Source organism: Neptuniibacter sp. CAU 1671, assembly GCF_029222905.1.
GTDB lineage: Bacteria > Pseudomonadota > Gammaproteobacteria > Pseudomonadales > Balneatricaceae > Neptuniibacter.
This window is the reverse complement of the sequence record NZ_JARHUE010000001.1, coordinates 335,176-351,426: the sequence shown is the minus strand read 5'-3', so window position 1 is coordinate 351,426 and position 16,251 is coordinate 335,176. Positions and strand designations below refer to the sequence as shown.

Genomic DNA, 16,251 nt, shown 5'->3' with positions numbered 1-16,251 from the left:
AGGGGCATTTCAGGGGTACGGAATATGTAGAAAGTAGAAATCAAATACTTCCTAAGTACTATACTCTTGCCCGAGTCCGGCGCTAGCATGACCGACTAGGGTAAATGCATGTTCTTTCACTGTAAATACAGGTTTTACGCCAATCTGACTACAGTAGAGTCGATGCTCCGGGTTAAGTTCCCCGTGTCGGATTGAGTGGACTGAGTCTCTGATGCAATGATAAGTGCGATACTTTCGCACAATAAAAAATCGCGTACTGTTTCAGGAGTAGTGAATTGAAAATTTTGATAGTGGATGACCATGCGGTGGTACGACAGGGCTATGCTAGCCTGTTGAGCGGTATGCTGGAAGGATGCGAAATCGCCGAGGCTGACACCGGGGAGGCTTCGGTTGAGCTTTACACTCAGCAACAGCCTGACATCGTTATTATGGATATAAACCTGCCGGGCATCAGTGGTATTGAGGCTGCAGGCAGGATTCGTGAGATTAACCCCCAGGCCCGGATTCTGTTTTTTTCGATGTACGATGAAGCCTCGGTGGTAAAACATGCACTGGATGCCGGTGGCATGGGATACATCAGTAAATCAGGTTCACCCAAGGTGCTGCTGGATGCTGTGGCAGCTTTGACCCGGGGTGAAGTATTTATTGAGTATGACCTGATTATGAAACTGGCCTCTTCAAATAATAAAGAGCATGAAGATCGCCTTCGGCAGCTGACCCAGCGGGAATATGAGGTGTTTGTCATGCTGGTCAAAGGTGAAAGTACTCAGGAGATCGCCAGTCATCTCGATATCAGTACAAAAACCGTTTCCAATTACATCACCTTGCTTAAAACCAAGTTAGGTATCAGCTCTACAGCAGCGCTGGTGCACTTTGGTATTGATGCCGGCGTTATCAAACTCCCGCCGCGCTTTGGTGCTGCTGGCTCGGACAACTCCTGAGAAAGGCATACGGTTTATGAGTGCGGTGTTGCGGTTGAATCTTATTGTCACTCTGGTGTTTGCGATGGCACTTGGGTTCACCCTTTGGGGGATGCTGCAACAGGCATCAAAAGATATCTCCCGCGAGGTCAACTCAGGTGTGGGGTTTACCCAGAAATTGCTGGGAGTTGTAGCTAATTATCCTGAGCTTATCGACAGCCTTCTGGAAGGCCATATCCGCCATGTGCACCTTGAAGTGATTGAAGATCCGGATCAATACACGGGCATTACCATTGACCCGGATGTGCTGCGTGAACGCCGATTCAAGAAAGAGGTCGCACCTGACCTGCCTGACTGGTTTGCCGGTGTGATCCCGGGCATTCAAAACCTGGAAGATCGATATTACCTCCGTTACCTGCCAGACGGACGAGCCCTGCGTCTGCGGGCAGACATTTCAGATGAAGTGGGGGAGGTCTGGGAGTCCACCAAACAGATCCTCATCCTGTTTCTGGTGGCTGCAATGCTGTCTAATCTGGCCATCTTTTTGGGGGTCCGGTTTGGCCTCAAACCTGTAGCTGATCTGCTGTCGGCTTTAAGTGAGATCAAACTGGGGCATTATAATGCGCGCCTTGGCCAGTACTCCATGCGTGAAGTTAATCAGATTGCAGAACATTTCAATCAGATGGCGGGGGAGTTACAAACGGTTGAGCTGGAAAATCGCGCGCTGACCAACCGTTTGATGAATCTGCAGGAGTCCGAGCGGTCACATTTAGCTAGAGAATTGCATGATGATCTCGGGCAGTACCTGACCGGGATAAGAGCTCAGGCGTATCTGGTCAGTCAACTGCAGGATAAGCCGGACATGATAGAGCGGGTGAGCCAGCAGATTATCCAGAACTGTGAAGCGATGCAGCTCAGCTTCCGGCAGTTAATCCGCTCCTTGCATCCGGTCATCCTGGAACAGTTGGGGCTTAGAGAAGCGATCAACACACTGGTTGAGAACTGGTCTGAGACGCATCAGATCGAGGTTGAGACTGAGCTGACCAAGGTGTTGCCGCAATTGTCTGATGTTGTGAATACACACCTTTACCGGATAGTGCAGGAGGCGTTGCATAATATTGCCCGTCATGCCCAGGCCAACCGGGTTGATATCACCCTTTGCAGCGATGATAACGGTCTTACGTTGTCGATCCGTGACAACGGTGTCGGGTTTGATCCGCTGGCGCGCAACGTAGGTGTGGGAATACGGTCTATGCGTGAGCGTGCAGCTTACATAGATGCAGTGTTTGAAATTGGAAATCGGCCTGAGGGTGGTACAGAGGTATTGCTGTCATTGCCGGTAAAACAGGGAGCGTCAGCATGAAAATAGTGATTGTGGACGACCACGCGATTGTTCGTCAGGGATATACCAGTCTGCTCAGCAGTATGCTGGAGGATTGTAGTGTCACTGAAGCGGAAAGCGGTGAGGAGTTATTGAGCCTTTTTCCCCGTTTACTGCCTGATCTTGTGATTATGGATGTCGGCCTGAAAAGCATCAGCGGTATTGAAGCGACCAAACGTCTGCTACAGCGTTACCCGGATTGTAATGTGCTTTTTTTCAGCATGTATGATGAAACGCCGTTGGTGCAAAAAGCACTCGAAACCGGTGCCAAAGGGTATATCAGCAAAAATTGTCGCCCTGAAGTGCTGGTGGATGCGGTGAAGCGGGTTGTGGCCGGTCACTGTTATGTTGAGCACGAACTGGCCATGAAACTGGCCATGAACAAGGTGGCGCGGGTTGATGATAAGTTAAAGGAGTTAACCCAGCGGGAACTGGAAATTTTCATCAAGTTAGCCAAGGGTGCCTGTACCCAGGAGATTTCAGAGCAGCTCTGTATCAGTGGCAAAACCGTGGCGAATCACACCACAGCAATTAAAAGTAAACTCGACGTGACAAGCCTGACTGAGCTGGTGCATCTGGCAATAGAGGCGGGGTTGGTCAAAGTCGGTAATCAGCTGCATTGAACCCTGTGGTCCAACGCAGCGACAGCAATTACCAGTCAAAAGGACATGCGAGGCAACCCTCCATAAAGGTAGCCTGAAACGTTGCATAGTGTTTTCTGACGCCACGGAAATCCGCATTTTCCAGATTGGCAGCGTTGAGTTTGGCTTCCTGCAGATTAGCGTTTTGTAAATTGGCACCACTGAGATCGACTTTGTTCATCCAGGCGATCTCCAGATTGGCCGCCTGCAGATTGGTGTGGCGCATTTTGGCATTGCTGAAACGGGCAAATTCAAGGTTGGCACCGCGCAGGCTGGCATGGTTAAACGTTGCTCCCTGTGCAAACAGTGCCCAGCCCTGTATGGCATCCAATAATGCATTGGTCAGGTTGGCACCCCTTAGATTGGCGTGTCGCAGATCAGCAAGAGTCAGATTGGCTCCCTGCAGCTGAGCGCCACTGAGATCAATTTGTCTGAGTCTGGCATGTCTGAGATCGGCCCCGCGCAGATCGGCATCGGCTAACACCGCACCTGAGAGGTCAATGCCTCTGAGGTCTCGCCCGGAAAGATCGACGCCTCTCATCATTATGTTTCGACATTGGCCGTCGGGCGCAACTAAACAGGATGGATCGGGCTGCTCAGAGGCAAACGCATAAGCCGACGTTGACAGTAACAGTGTGGCAAAAAGTGTTTTCATACATGACTCCTAAAAAAACCGCGCACAGGATCGCCCTGAACGCGGTTTCTGGTCTGAAATGATCAGTGCTTAGGCAGTTTAAAGACCCAGAACGAACCACCCTGCGGTACCGGTTTTGTCAGATCCGCCATATCACCGCCCCACAGTGGCACGGCGCCACCATACCCGCTGGCGATACCAACATACTGTTCACCATCCATCTCCCAGGTGATGGGGGAGGAGACAATGCCGGAGCCGGTCTGGAACTTCCACAGCTCTTTACCCGACCTGGCATCAAAGGCTTTAAAGTAGCCGTCGCCGGTGCCGGTGAAAATCACTCCGCCTTTAGTGGCCAGTACGCCCGACCAGAGGGGGAGTTTTTCTTTGTGCGACCAGACGATTTTGCCTGATCCAGGATCAACAGCGCGCAGGACGCCGACATGGTCGTCATACATCTTCTTGATCCTGAATCCCTGCCCGAGATACGCGGCTCCGCGGGTATAGGTGACCTCTTCGGTCCAGTAATCTTCTTTCCAGTGATTGGCACCCAGATAGAACAGGCCAGTATCACGACTGTAGGCCATTGGGTTCCAGTTTTTACCGCCCAGAAACGGTGGTGATACCTCGATGGATTTGCCGTGTTTCTGACCCGGTTCAGGTAGCGGAGGGCGCTGACCTTCAACTTCTATTGGACGACCGGTCTTAGGGTCAATGCCTGTTGCCCAGGTGATGTTATCGACAAAGGGGAAGCCGCGGATAAACTGGCCATTTTCACGGTTGACGACATAGAAGAAACCATTGCGGTCGGCATGGGCGGTGGCTTTGATGGTTTTACCCTGATCCTGATATTCAAACAGGACCAGCTCATTATTACCGGAAAAGTCCCAGGCATCGTTAGGTGTGTGCTGATAGAACCATTTCACTTCCCCGGTAGATGGGTCGACCGCCACCTGGCCTGAGGTGTACAGACTGTCATAATCCGCAGGATTACCACCCGGAGAGGTACGGGCCCAGCCGTTCCAGGGCGCCGGGTTGCCGGCGCCTACAATAATTGTGTTAGTTTCAACATCAAAACTGGCGGACTGCCATGGTGCTCCGCCACCATGACTCCAGGCTTCTACCTTGCCGGTCGGTGAATTTGGATCATCCGGCCATGATGGGGCTTTAGGGTCGCCTGTAGGCGTGCTTTTTTCGCCATTCAGACGGCCAAAATGGCCCTCCACAAAGGGACGCATCCAGATCTCTTCGCCGGTTTTCGGATCCCGGGCGAATAGTTTGCCAACGACGCCGAATTCATCACCGGATGAGCCGTGGATCAACATAACCTTGCCGGTTTTCTGATCCTTGATAATGGTGGGGGCGCCGGTCATGGTGTAGCCTTCGGTGTGGTCTGCAAACTTTTTCTTCCAGACCACTTTGCCGGTTTTTTTGTCGAGCGCGACGATGGCTGCATCCAACGTGCCGAAATAGACCATATCCCCAAAAATCGCAGCCCCCCGGTTCACCACGTCACAGCAGGGACGGATATCTTCCGGCAGGCGGTGCGAATAGGACCAGAGGCGTTGACCTGTGCGTGCATCGACAGCAAATAATCGCGAATAGGAACCGGTGATATATAAAATGCCGTCATGGACCAGCGCTTGAGTCTCCTGGCCGCGCTGTTTCTCATCACCAAACGAGAAAGACCAGGCTGGCGTCAGTTTGCCGACCGTTTTGGTATTAATTGCATTCAAATCGCTCCAGCGCTGTGCTTTGGGGCCAATGCCATAACCCAGAACATCTTCAGGGGTGGCGGCATCATTTTTGATGTCTTCCCAGGTAACCGGTTTTGCCTGTGCCGGGCCGGTCATAATCCCCAGCGCTATTGCCAGGCAGATCGGGCTGATCGACAGGGAGATTGTTTTTTTCATGGTTGTGATCCTGTTATGTTTTTATCCTTTTAAACGGTAAAAACCGCGGAATCATTTTGATCGCCGCCTAGTTCGAGCGACACGGTGTATCTCCTCGCGGAATTGTGTAATTGCCCCGGAGTCGGAGGAAATACTCCTGATAAAAAGTGTGAAAAAAGGTTTGTATATTGTCCTGTGGCGGTTGTGGGAGAGTCATCAGGAAAGGGGTAACAAATCAAAAGGGTACTAATGGAGTAGTTTATGGAAGCCAAAGTATAATTCTTGCCTTTTTTGCTCAGCCAATATCATATACCGGCACAGTCCATGGCGGCTCCAATCTCAGATCTGGTCAGTTAAGACACATAATAAGAACTACTGAATCCGAGCCCAGACTTACAGTGGAAGCTTAAGGAAGAGTTAAGTTGCGGGTAGGTAAAACTGGCTTCGTAGAGTCTATTCAATATTAAGTGGTGATGAAGAATGTCTATTAATAAAAAAATTGTTGGTCTTACAGTAGCAGGTCTCATGACTGCGACCCTGTCCGCACAGGTGCTGGCGCACGGTGATGTGACACCTCAGAACGTTGATGTAACTGGCCTTAAACCTCTTGGTGAAGAGTGGTTGGAATCACAGCCATACGGCCCTGATTACGAAAACCGTGAACTGGCAATTTCAATCGGTTCTTCTGCATACACTCAGAACTGTGCGCGTTGCCACGGTCTGGACGCTATCTCTGGTGGTATTGCACCAGACCTGCGTTACCTGGCGCCTGGTTTGGACGGTGATGAGTGGTATGTATACCGCGTGCGTAACGGTGCGGTACGTGATGGCCGTGTATACATGCCAAAAATGGCGGAACACCTGAGTCAGGAAGCACTGTGGGCGATCCGTGCATACCTGGAGAGTGTAGCTGTTGATGAGTAATAAACGCCTTAGCGTTGGATTACTAGTTTGCGCCAGCCTGCTCAGCAGCCTGGCGCATTCTCGTTCTTACGACGACGTTATTAGCAGTGGTTATATCAACATCGGTGTTTATAGAGACTTTCCGCCTTTTTCCTTTGAAAAGGATGGGCAGCCTGCCGGTGTGGATATTGAGATCGGCAAAAAGATTGCTGAAGAATTGGGTGTGAAATTCAAGGTCCACTGGATTACACCTGATGAAAACCTCGAAGACGATCTGCGAAACAATGTCTGGAAGGGGCACTACCTCGACAAGGACGAAGAAAACCCGATGGCACTTAAAAATCTGGCAGATGTCATGATGCGGGTGCCCTATGATCGTGAGTTTTCTTACATGCGTGACTCTACCGGTGCGATGATTAACGAACAGGTAGTGATGTTTGGTCCCTATCAGAGTGAGAGTTGGCAGGTTGCTTATGACAGCCGCAAGATGAAACATGTCACTACGGTCGCTGTGTTTCAATACCATCCGATTGGCGTAGAGATCGACAGTCTTCCGGCGTTTTATCTGACCTCTGCCAATGGCGGACGGATGCGCGAAAAAACCCATCACTATGTCAATGCAACTGCTGCATATGAAGGCCTTGAAAAGGGTGAAGTCTCAGCCGTAATGGCAATGCGTTCTGAAGTGGATTGGTTGCTTTTTAGCCGTCCGAATGAAGCGTATAAACTGGGTGAAAACTCCTATCCTGCGATGGGTAAACAGCAGTGGGATATTGGTATGGCGATTCAGCATAGTTACCGTCAGCTCGGTTATGCCGTCGAAGATGTCGTGGATAAAATGGTACGCTCAGGACAGATGGAAGAGGTTTTCAAGCAGTATGGTCTGCGCTATGAAAAACCAGCGTTCTATAAGGAACTTAATCCCTGATAGACGCTCTATCCCGATAACCAAGCCCCGTTCTAACGGGGCTTTTGTTTCTGGCTACACTTTAAAAATAATTACAACCGGTTAATCAGGCCGGGTGCACATGCAGGAGTGCTTATGAAGCGTAGATTGATCGCTATGATGGTGTCTTGTCTGGTTTCATTTCCGCTGATGGCGGCCCAGAGTGATGATCCTCTCAACTCCCCGATGTGGGATTACATGCGCAATATCTTCATTGGTGAAGACGCCTTTGTCTTTGATGACAAAGTGGTGGTGGATGTGCCTGTATTTGCTGAAGACCCAACCCAGGCACCCATTACCGTTGATGCGTCTGCCTATTCTGGTCAAATTCAGAAGATCATTGCCTGGGCTGACCTGAATCCCATTCAACATATTTTTACCTACTTTCCTCATCCTGATGTGATTCCGCGTATTTCTCTGCGAATCAAAGTGCAGCAGGGCACCGCTGTGCGCGCTGCGGTTCAGACCCGTGATGGGGTTTGGCATGTGGGTGGACAGTATCTGGATGCGGCGGGTGGTGGATGTACGACGCCGAGCATGGGTAATGCCAATCCCTATTGGGAGAGTCACCTCGGGGAGATGCAAACCCGACTGTTCGAACGTGGTGAAACCGGTCGCTACAAGCTGAAGGTGATTCATCCAATGGATACGGGTCTGGCGGATGGTATTCCTGAGTTTTATATCCAGCAGGTGGTGTTGCGTAATGAGGCAGGTGAAGACCTGGCTCGACTCGAGTTATCTCAGCCAGTGAGTGAAAATCCGGTTATCTCTTTTGATGTGCGCAACGCAGGCCAGAAACATATCATTTGGATGCGTGATAACGGTGGCAATGAATTTAAGCAGACCCTGTAAAGGATGACCGGTCATGATGAATATATTTAATACTCGGAATCTGATCTCTATCACTCTGGCTCTCTTCACGTCCGTTGCAGTAGCTGCGCCTCTCAGTTATGACCTCAAACCGCAAAAGATTGCTGAAGATACCTGGTTGCTCGAGGGTAAGCTGGAAGACTTTACCCTGCATAACGGCGGTAATATCGTTAATACCGCGTTTATCGTCACGGACGAGGGCGTTATCGTAATTGATACTGGACCGTCTTTTCGCTACGGACGCGAGATGCGCCAAGCAATTGAGCAGATCACGGATAAGCCGGTAAAACACGTATTTATTACCCATAGCCACCCGGACCATTATCTGGGTAACCAGGCGTTTAAAGATGCCACCATTTGGGCGTTACCTGAGACAGGGCGGCAGATTGCAGAAAATGGTAATGCGTTTGCAGAAAACATGTATAGGCTGGTGGGTGACTGGATGCGTTCTACTGAATCCACAATGCCGAATAAGGTGATGAACCTCAAGCCGCTCTCACTCGGCAAACACACGCTCACCTTTATGGCGTTAACCGGGCATACCGGCTCCGATCTGGTGATTCTGGATCACGCAACGGGCGTGATGTTTGCCTCAGATATGGTGTTTTACCAGCGAGCACTTACCACGCCCCATACGCCCGGTTTGAAAATATGGCTGAAGGAGATTCAGCAGTTGAGGGCGACCGAGCATAAATTGCTGGTGCCTGGTCATGGGCCCATGGTCAATGATGGGCGGGCATTTGATCAGATGGAAGCCTATTTGACCTGGCTTGATAACACGCTTACTGAAGCGGCAGATGCCGGTTTGAGCATGACGGAAGTGATTGAATTACCCGTTCCGGATCAGTTTAAAGGCATTGCGCTGACCCAGCGGGAATTTGTCCGCACGGTTGCGCACCTCTATCCAAAATATGAAGAAGCTGCATTTAATTGATTCGAAACTGGTTTTCTCGTCTATTCTTTCTCTGCTGGAGCGCATTCGGCGCCTCAGCATGGATATAGCTCTTAGAGCTCAGGATTACACCCTAGGTAGTAGAAAAAGCAGTGATTTAGCGGGCATTAATAAATGCCCGCATCACCATTATCAGTGGGTCTGGGCCGGTTATGTAATGTCTCTGTCATTTGCCTGCAGCATTGCAATTAAACCGGTACTACTACCAAGTGATAACAAATCTAGTTCTGCCGTTTAATTGTTGGTAATTCGGCAAACTAAAACAATGAGATCCACGATCCGGGAATAATTCCCGGCTCTCTCCTGAACGCCAATAAAAATATCCGTAGAGGAGCCTACAATGAAAAAATTTGGCCGCAGCAAAGGGTTTGCAGTTTCAGCCCTGGTAGCAGCAATGTCTGTAGCTGGTTTGGCGAACGCCGGTGTAACAGATAAAGATATCATGAATGACGCCGCAACCGTTGATGACGTAGTCACTAACGGTATGGGTCTGCAGGGTCAGCGTTACAGCTCCCTGGACAAAGTGAATGTAGACACTGTTAAGGACCTGCGTCCTGTATGGGCATTCTCTTTCGGTGGTGAGAAACAGCGTGGCCAGGAATCCCAGCCAATGGTGAAAGACGGCGTAATGTACGTTACTGCGTCTTACTCTCGCGTATTCGCTATTGACACCAAAACTGGTGAAGAACTGTGGGAATACAATGCGCGTCTGCCAGACGGCATCATGCCTTGCTGTGACGTGATCAACCGTGGTGTTGCTCTGTATGATGATCTGGTTATCTTCGGTACCCTGGACGCTAAACTGGTCGCTCTGGACGCTAAGTCCGGTAAAGTAGTTTGGAAGAAAACTGTTGAAGATTATCAGGCTGGTTACTCCATCACTGCTGCTCCTATCATCGTTAAGGGCAAAGTGATCACTGGTGTATCCGGTGGTGAGTTCGGTATCGTAGGTAAAGTTGAAGCTTACGACGCTAAAACCGGTGACATCGTTTGGACTCGTCCAACCGTTGAAGGTCACATGGGTTACATGTGGAAAAACGGCAAGAAAGTTGAAAACGGTATTTCCGGTGGTGCAGCGGGCAAAACTTGGCCTGGCGACCTGTGGAAATCCGGTGGTGCAGCAACTTGGTTGGGCGGTACTTACGACGCTGAAACCGATCTGATGTTCTTCGGTACTGGTAACCCAGCACCATGGAACTCTCACCTGCGTCCTGGTGACAACCTGTTCTCCTCTTCTCGCGTAGCGATCGACCCTGATACTGGTAAAATCGCATGGCACTTCCAGACTACTCCACACGATGGCTGGGATTACGATGGTGTTAACGAGCTGGTTTCTTTCGACCTGAACGAAGGCGGCAAAACCATCAAAGCAGCTGCGACTGCTGACCGTAACGGCTTCATGTACGTCCTGAACCGCGAAAACGGTAGCTTCATCCGTGGCTTCCCGTTCGTAGACAAGATCACTTGGGCTAAAGGTCTGGATCCAAAAACTGGTCGTCCAATCTATGACGATTCTAACCGTCCAGGTAACCCAGCTGATTCCAAAGATGGCAAAAAAGGCCAGACAGTTGTTGCAGCTCCATCCTTCCTGGGTGGTAAAAACTGGATGCCTATCGCATACAGCAAAGACACTGAGCTGTTCTACGTGCCTTCTAACGAATGGCAGATGGATATCTGGAACGAACCAACTGCGTACAAAAAAGGCGCAGCTTACCTAGGTGCTGGCTTCACTATTCACCCAACCAACGATGAGTACATCGGTGTGCTGCGTGCAATGGATCCGAAGACTGGTAAAGAGGTATGGAGCTACAAAAACTACGCTCCTCTGTGGGGTGGTGCTATGACTACTGCGGGTAACCTGGTATTCATCGGTACTCCAGAAGGCTACCTGAAAGGCTTCAACGCTAAGACAGGTGAGCAGGTTTATCAGTTCAACACAGGTTCTGGTATCGTAGGCTCTCCAATCACTTGGGAACAGGACGGTGAGCAGTACATCTCCGTAGTTTCCGGTTGGGGTGGTGCAGTACCTCTGTGGGGTGGTGAAGTTGCTAAGCGCGTTAAACACCTGAACCAGGGTGGCGCGGTTTGGACCTTCAAACTGCCTAAGTAAGTCTTATGACTTGCGCCGGACTGCATAGCAGTCCGGTTTTGTCCCAGCAAAAAGCCAGCACATTTGTGCTGGCTTTTTTGTTGTGTTTATCCCGGAACTACACAAAGTGGAGTGCTCTTAACCTCCGTTAATGGATGCGCCTACCCAGCGCACTTCAAGCTCATAACCGATTGAGCGGGCAAGGCCGTCAAGATCTGGAAACAGGGTAGCGCTGGTAATGTTCATACGATAGAGCGCTTCCATGGCGTCAGCACGTATAGCAGGATTGAGCACGATCTTGGCTACCAGTGGCTCGTTGTATTCATAGGTCGCGAGCAGATCTTCCAGTGTTTCGGTGATTTTGCCCGGCAGCATGAAGGTACCGCTCTGCGCCACGATCCGGCGATCCATTGACCAGGGTTCGCCCGGCCATACCACCGGGTAGCGGTTAGACAGATAGAATTTTTTCAGGTTGTTGCCCTGTCTGGGGTCAATCGCTTCACGGTTGAGTTCAGGTGCACCGGGTGGCGTAGCCTTATGCCAGAGGGCCGGAGTGTTCACGGCAAAAACCGCCGCTTCCTTGGTGGCTGACTCCAGCGCAAAAAAAGCAGCAACATAGGGCGACTTGGTAAAATCCAGCAGGCGGGTAGGTGCGCCATGATGCTGCATCAGGGCAAGGCAGCGAAAATCATCTTCAAGGGCGGAAGTGTCATTCAGGAAATAATGTGCTTTGCGCTTGAATACACGGATGGCACGATCTTCCTGCTGCGCCCAGCGTCCATCCGGAACATATTTGCCAAGATAGCGGGTGAGGGAGCTTTCCAGCCGCCAGGCGGCGTCCTTTTGTCCGCGAAATGCCCAACCTCTCAGGTCAGAGGCTTCAACCAGATCGAGGAATTCCTGCCAGGTATTTACATAGTGGATACGGCTCATGGTTCACCTGTGTTCCTTCTTTTATTTTATATGCCACTGTACAGGTCTGTTACACAGTGTTCTATATAAGGTGTTATTCCGCTGGTATTAGGCGTTTATCGTCTGTTCTTATGCCTTGGTTGAGTACAGATTATTCCACTAAATGACTGATATTTTGCGAGGATTTTAAAAGTAGTACCAAATAAGTAAATTTTCAGTCCCAATGGATTATTCCTGTATTTTGGCGTGGGTAGCTACTATCTACTAGTAATCTAACCGTCACTCTCCCCTTATCGAGTGAGTTGATAAAAACAAAGAGGCAATTAGAAGATGATTTACGCTAAGCCAGGTGCAGAAGGCTCTGTTGTTTCATTCAAATCCCGTTATGGCAACTATATCAATGGTCAGTGGGTTGAGCCTGTAAAAGGCCAGTATTTTACCAACCACACCCCTGTTACCGGTGAAGCCGTCTGCGAAATTCCGCGCTCTACTGCTGAAGACATCGAGCTGGCGCTGGACGCTGCTCATGCTGCTAAAGATGCATGGGGCAAAACTTCTACTATAGAACGCTCCAATCTGCTGCTGAAAATTGCAGACCGTATCGAAGAAAACCTTGAAAAACTGGCTGTGGCAGAAACCTGGGATAACGGTAAAGCTGTTCGTGAAACTCTGGCTGCTGACGTTCCTCTGTCTGCTGACCACTTCCGTTACTTTGCTGGCTGTATCCGTGCGCAGGAAGGTACTATCGGTGAAATCGACGAAACTACCGTTGCTTACCACTTCCACGAGCCACTGGGTGTTGTAGGTCAGATCATTCCTTGGAACTTCCCTCTGCTGATGGGTGCTTGGAAACTGGCACCTGCTCTGGCTGCGGGTAACGTTATTGTACTGAAACCTGCTGAGCAGACTCCGTTGTCTATTCTGGTTCTGATGGAATGTATCGGCGACCTGTTGCCACCAGGCGTGCTGAACGTTGTTAACGGTTTCGGTGCAGAAGCTGGTCAGGCACTGGCTAGCAGCAAGCGTATCGCTAAGATCGCGTTCACTGGTTCTACTCCAGTTGGTTCTCACATCATGAAATGTGCTGCTGAGAACATCATTCCTTCCACTACTGAGCTGGGTGGTAAGTCTCCAAACGTCTACTTTGAAGACGTAATGAACTTCGAAGATGACTACCTGAGCAAGTGTATTGAAGGTGCAGTTCTGGCTTACTTCAACCAGGGCGAAGTATGTACTTGTCCTTCCCGTCTGCTGGTTCACGAATCAATCGCTGACCAGTTCATCGAGAAAGTAATCGAGCGTGCCAAGCTGATCAAGCGCGGTAACCCGCTGGATACTGAAACCATGGTTGGTGCTCAGGCATCTCAGGAACAGTTCGACAAGATCCTGGGTTACATGGACATCGGTCGTGAAGAAGGCGCTCAGATCCTGATGGGTGGTGGCGTTGAGCAGGTTGGTGATGACCTGAAAGGCGGCTACTACATTCAGCCTACCCTGATCAAAGGCACCAACGACATGCGTGTCTTCCAGGAAGAGATCTTTGGCCCAGTAGTATCTGTTACTACTTTCAAAGATGAAGCTGAAGCACTGGCAATCGCTAACGACACTGAGTTCGGTCTGGGCTCTGGTGTTTGGACCCGTGATGTTAACCGTGCTTACCGCATGGGTCGCGGCATCCAGGCTGGTCGTGTATGGATGAACTGCTACCACCTGTACCCAGCACACGCTGCATTCGGTGGTTACAAGAAGTCTGGTGTAGGTCGTGAGACTCACAAAATGATGCTGGATCACTACCAGCAGACCAAAAACATGCTGGTTAGCTACTCTACTAGCCCGCTCGGCTTCTTCTAATAGAGCCTCCAAGGGTGCCAGTTGCTGTCCTTCTGGTATCCCTTCCAAGAGCTATCGCATAGCTTCTTGCGTTTTTGTTACGGCCCCTCTGGGGCCGTTTTTTTGTCTGGAATAATCGAAATCTCTAATCAAAACGCATGGCTTTCACCACCAATCCGGTATAGCTGCAGATCTTCCTGCTCAAGCGCGTTAAATGCGGCTTCTGTGGCTCGGTTTCGCGGCAGTTTAAACTCTGTGGCGGACAGTTGTTCAACGCCATAGCGTCCTTCTGGTGGCGTGACCAGCAGGCTGACAAACTCATCCACACTCCAGCTGTAGGCTTTAGCGGGTAACCCTAACGCCAGGGCAATATCGATCTCCTGCCAGGAGAGCCCTATCAGCGACAGGTAGTAACATTCGGATACATGACACATCAGTCCAAGTTGTGTGTCTATCAGATAGCTATCCTGAGGTAACACACGAGGGGTTTGCACTGAACATGCAGCGATCAGCCCTGTGCTGGCGATCAGGCAGGCAAGTTTTTTCATGATAGCAATCTCCCTTCTGCAGGATTGGACCGTAAACCCGATGTCAGGTTTCAGGTCCGCCAGCATTGCTTTTGCAGAGGCTGGCGCAGCTATCAATCAGTTTAGTGCGGATTAAATGGGTCAGTGTGGTATCTGAGTGATTTGGAATGTCCAACTGATTCAGGCTGGTAGCGACATCAGGCGCAAACTGTCTATCCATTCCGGCCAGACGGTAGAACTGATTCACGATCTCAGTATCGGCTGCCGCATCGGCCTCAACCATCAACATCGCCTGTGCCAGAATGCCGTGGCTGATCAGGTCCTGGTTACCGGTTGCCAGCATCATTCGCTGAGCGGTGCCTGTGATCTTCAAACCCTCAATGTTCAGGTTAAAACGACCATCACAATAGGAACCGGGTGTTTCGCCATATTCTGCTTTTAAGCCAAAGAATTTTAGTGCTTGAATAATCGGTTCACACAGTGCCAGGTAGATACTGTCCAGATCAAATTTTGGTGCGTGAAACTGGGGCAGGATCAGACTGAGGTTCAGAATGCCCGGGTGGTGAGGGACCGCAGTGCCACCACTGTCACGTACAATCACCGGCCACCCCTGTTGTTCAAGCTGCTGTTTTGCCTGTGCAAAAGCAGGAAAGCGGGTTTCTTTGCGGGTCACGACCAGGCACTGCGGATTTTCCCAAATCCTTACCGTGGCTTGACGGGCACCACTGGCGACCTCTTTTAATAAGAGGGTGTCTCTGTGCAGTGCATTTGCCGGGTTGTTATTCAGTGGCTCATTTAAGAGGTGCCAGCGCTGCTGGGCCTGAAAAACAGACCGTGCAGCGTGATGTGTCACTGTCTGTTCTGTTTCAGTTTTTGTCATGTTCCTGGCACTTTGGACAAACCTGTTGCGCAAGAATCAGTGCTTTAAGCTCGCTGATCTGGGCAGATAGCTCCTCGCGGGATGGTTCACCTTCAGCATGGCGTGCTTTTTCATGTTCTTCTTCCATCACGCTGACCACAATCCCGATCACCATGTTAAGGAAAGCAAAGGCGGTCAGGAAGATAAAGCTAAGGTAATAGATCCAGCTAAAACCATACACCGACATGGTTTCATACATCACATCGGTCCAGTCCTCAAAGGTCATCACCCTGAACAGAGTCAGCATGGCAATGGTGATATCTCCCCAAAGTTCTGTGTTGATATCAGCGAAGAAAAACGCGCCGATCGCGGCATAGATGTAGAAGATGATAAACATCAGCAACACGACGTAGCCAAGCCGGGGCAGGGCGATCAGCAGTGAGTTCAGCAGGTTGCGCAGCTCCGGAACCATCGACACCATTCGCAAGACCCGGAAGATACGCACCAGTCGGCCAATCAGGGCCAGCTCGCTGTCGTCGATAGGGATCAGGCTGATCACAACAATCAGGGTGTCAAAAATATTCCAGCCGTTTTTGAAGAAATTGCGCTTATCCGGTTCTCCCAGAAAGCGGATACTGATTTCGACCAGGAAAAAAAGTGTGATGAACAGATCGATCCAGCGGATAAGTGTCAGAACAGGCGTTGGGATATCATAGGTTTTGGCCCCGATGACCAGCGCCGAAAAAATGATCACCGCAATGACAAAGCTTTCAAAAATTTTATTGGAGCGCAGTTGGTAGAAGCGGTCCTGGAGTGCGGAGAAATTCATGGATTGAGTTGATTCCTGAGCAATAAAAAACGGGCTAACTTTACTGTGCTTTGTCTGGTTGAACCAGAG

Annotated in this window: 15 protein-coding genes; 9 read left to right on the top strand and 6 right to left on the bottom strand. The window is 50.3% G+C overall.

What is annotated here, in order from left to right; genetic code table 11:
- Positions 1–275 precede the first annotated feature (275 nt).
- From P2G53_RS01655 to P2G53_RS01645, 3 genes are read left to right on the top strand one after another with little or no spacing between them, the layout of a single operon-like run.
- A complete protein-coding gene (locus tag P2G53_RS01655; RefSeq protein WP_275812793.1) occupies positions 276–941 on the top strand; it encodes a response regulator transcription factor in 666 nt (221 codons plus the stop codon).
- A gap of 16 nt (positions 942–957) precedes the next feature.
- On the top strand, positions 958–2,283 hold the full coding sequence (locus tag P2G53_RS01650; RefSeq protein ID WP_275812790.1) for a sensor histidine kinase: 1,326 nt from the start codon (positions 958–960) through the stop codon (positions 2,281–2,283).
- Positions 2,280–2,924 (top strand): response regulator transcription factor, encoded by a 645-nt coding sequence (locus P2G53_RS01645; protein ID WP_275812787.1) that lies wholly within the window; start codon positions 2,280–2,282, stop codon positions 2,922–2,924. The genes P2G53_RS01650 and P2G53_RS01645 overlap by 4 nt, the downstream gene beginning before the upstream one ends.
- A 28-nt stretch (positions 2,925–2,952) precedes the next feature.
- On the opposite strand, the gene P2G53_RS01640 is transcribed toward P2G53_RS01645, so the two are convergent.
- Entirely contained in the window at positions 2,953–3,597 is a 645-nt protein-coding gene (locus P2G53_RS01640; RefSeq protein WP_275812784.1) for a pentapeptide repeat-containing protein, read from the bottom strand.
- Positions 3,598–3,659: 62 nt separating this feature from the next.
- The gene (locus tag P2G53_RS01635; protein WP_275812781.1) at positions 3,660–5,486 is read right to left on the bottom strand and encodes a PQQ-dependent methanol/ethanol family dehydrogenase; all 1,827 of its coding nucleotides are present in this window, start codon (positions 5,484–5,486) and stop codon (positions 3,660–3,662) included.
- A gap of 459 nt (positions 5,487–5,945) precedes the next feature.
- Here P2G53_RS01635 and pedF point away from each other — a divergent pair, with 459 nt between their 5' ends.
- From pedF to P2G53_RS01610, 5 genes are all read left to right on the top strand, one after another.
- Positions 5,946–6,389 carry a cytochrome c-550 PedF gene (pedF, locus tag P2G53_RS01630; RefSeq protein WP_275812778.1) on the top strand — a complete coding sequence of 148 codons (444 nt, stop codon included), beginning with the start codon at positions 5,946–5,948 and terminating at the stop codon, positions 6,387–6,389.
- A complete protein-coding gene (locus P2G53_RS01625; RefSeq protein ID WP_275812775.1) occupies positions 6,382–7,296 on the top strand; it encodes a transporter substrate-binding domain-containing protein in 915 nt (304 codons plus the stop codon). Before pedF ends, P2G53_RS01625 begins: the two co-directional genes overlap by 8 nt.
- A 114-nt stretch (positions 7,297–7,410) precedes the next feature.
- Positions 7,411–8,166: a quinoprotein dehydrogenase-associated SoxYZ-like carrier gene (locus P2G53_RS01620; RefSeq protein ID WP_275812772.1), complete on the top strand. Its 756-nt coding sequence runs from the start codon at positions 7,411–7,413 to the stop codon at positions 8,164–8,166.
- Between the two features lie 13 nt (positions 8,167–8,179).
- Complete coding sequence (locus tag P2G53_RS01615) at positions 8,180–9,118, top strand: quinoprotein relay system zinc metallohydrolase 1 (RefSeq protein ID WP_275812769.1); 939 nt, start codon at positions 8,180–8,182, stop codon at positions 9,116–9,118.
- Positions 9,119–9,476: 358 nt separating this feature from the next.
- The gene (locus P2G53_RS01610) at positions 9,477–11,246 is read left to right on the top strand and encodes a PQQ-dependent methanol/ethanol family dehydrogenase (RefSeq protein ID WP_275812766.1); all 1,770 of its coding nucleotides are present in this window, start codon (positions 9,477–9,479) and stop codon (positions 11,244–11,246) included.
- A gap of 117 nt (positions 11,247–11,363) precedes the next feature.
- Here P2G53_RS01610 and P2G53_RS01605 read toward each other — a convergent pair whose 3' ends face one another.
- A complete protein-coding gene (locus P2G53_RS01605; RefSeq protein ID WP_275812764.1) occupies positions 11,364–12,158 on the bottom strand; it encodes an FRG domain-containing protein in 795 nt (264 codons plus the stop codon).
- Between the two features lie 309 nt (positions 12,159–12,467).
- On the opposite strand from P2G53_RS01605, the gene P2G53_RS01600 reads away from it, so the two are divergent.
- Complete coding sequence (locus P2G53_RS01600; RefSeq protein WP_275812761.1) at positions 12,468–13,988, top strand: aldehyde dehydrogenase family protein; 1,521 nt, start codon at positions 12,468–12,470, stop codon at positions 13,986–13,988.
- A gap of 128 nt (positions 13,989–14,116) precedes the next feature.
- Here P2G53_RS01600 and P2G53_RS01595 read toward each other — a convergent pair whose 3' ends face one another.
- Genes P2G53_RS01595 through P2G53_RS01585 form a run of 3 tightly spaced genes read right to left on the bottom strand, consistent with a single transcriptional unit; the run spans position 14,117 to position 16,182 of the window.
- Entirely contained in the window at positions 14,117–14,515 is a 399-nt protein-coding gene (locus tag P2G53_RS01595; RefSeq protein ID WP_275812758.1) for a hypothetical protein, read from the bottom strand.
- Positions 14,516–14,558: 43 nt separating this feature from the next.
- The gene (locus P2G53_RS01590) at positions 14,559–15,374 is read right to left on the bottom strand and encodes a hypothetical protein (RefSeq protein ID WP_275812755.1); all 816 of its coding nucleotides are present in this window, start codon (positions 15,372–15,374) and stop codon (positions 14,559–14,561) included.
- Positions 15,361–16,182 (bottom strand): ion transporter, encoded by an 822-nt coding sequence (locus tag P2G53_RS01585; RefSeq protein WP_275812752.1) that lies wholly within the window; start codon positions 16,180–16,182, stop codon positions 15,361–15,363. The genes P2G53_RS01590 and P2G53_RS01585 overlap by 14 nt, the downstream gene beginning before the upstream one ends.
- Positions 16,183–16,251: the final 69 nt, after the last annotated feature.

Coding starts and splice junctions, on each gene's coding strand:
- P2G53_RS01605 (WP_275812764.1), bottom strand. CDS start 12,158: ATGAGCCGTATCCACTATGTAAATACCTGGCAGGAATTCCTCGATCTG.
- P2G53_RS01645 (WP_275812787.1), top strand. CDS start 2,280: ATGAAAATAGTGATTGTGGACGACCACGCGATTGTTCGTCAGGGATAT.
- P2G53_RS01615 (WP_275812769.1), top strand. CDS start 8,180: ATGATGAATATATTTAATACTCGGAATCTGATCTCTATCACTCTGGCT.
- P2G53_RS01620 (WP_275812772.1), top strand. CDS start 7,411: ATGAAGCGTAGATTGATCGCTATGATGGTGTCTTGTCTGGTTTCATTT.
- P2G53_RS01600 (WP_275812761.1), top strand. CDS start 12,468: ATGATTTACGCTAAGCCAGGTGCAGAAGGCTCTGTTGTTTCATTCAAA.
- P2G53_RS01610 (WP_275812766.1), top strand. CDS start 9,477: ATGAAAAAATTTGGCCGCAGCAAAGGGTTTGCAGTTTCAGCCCTGGTA.
- P2G53_RS01590 (WP_275812755.1), bottom strand. CDS start 15,374: ATGACAAAAACTGAAACAGAACAGACAGTGACACATCACGCTGCACGG.
- P2G53_RS01650 (WP_275812790.1), top strand. CDS start 958: ATGAGTGCGGTGTTGCGGTTGAATCTTATTGTCACTCTGGTGTTTGCG.
- P2G53_RS01635 (WP_275812781.1), bottom strand. CDS start 5,486: ATGAAAAAAACAATCTCCCTGTCGATCAGCCCGATCTGCCTGGCAATA.
- P2G53_RS01625 (WP_275812775.1), top strand. CDS start 6,382: ATGAGTAATAAACGCCTTAGCGTTGGATTACTAGTTTGCGCCAGCCTG.
- P2G53_RS01640 (WP_275812784.1), bottom strand. CDS start 3,597: ATGAAAACACTTTTTGCCACACTGTTACTGTCAACGTCGGCTTATGCG.
- pedF (WP_275812778.1), top strand. CDS start 5,946: ATGTCTATTAATAAAAAAATTGTTGGTCTTACAGTAGCAGGTCTCATG.
- P2G53_RS01585 (WP_275812752.1), bottom strand. CDS start 16,182: ATGAATTTCTCCGCACTCCAGGACCGCTTCTACCAACTGCGCTCCAAT.
- P2G53_RS01595 (WP_275812758.1), bottom strand. CDS start 14,515: ATGAAAAAACTTGCCTGCCTGATCGCCAGCACAGGGCTGATCGCTGCA.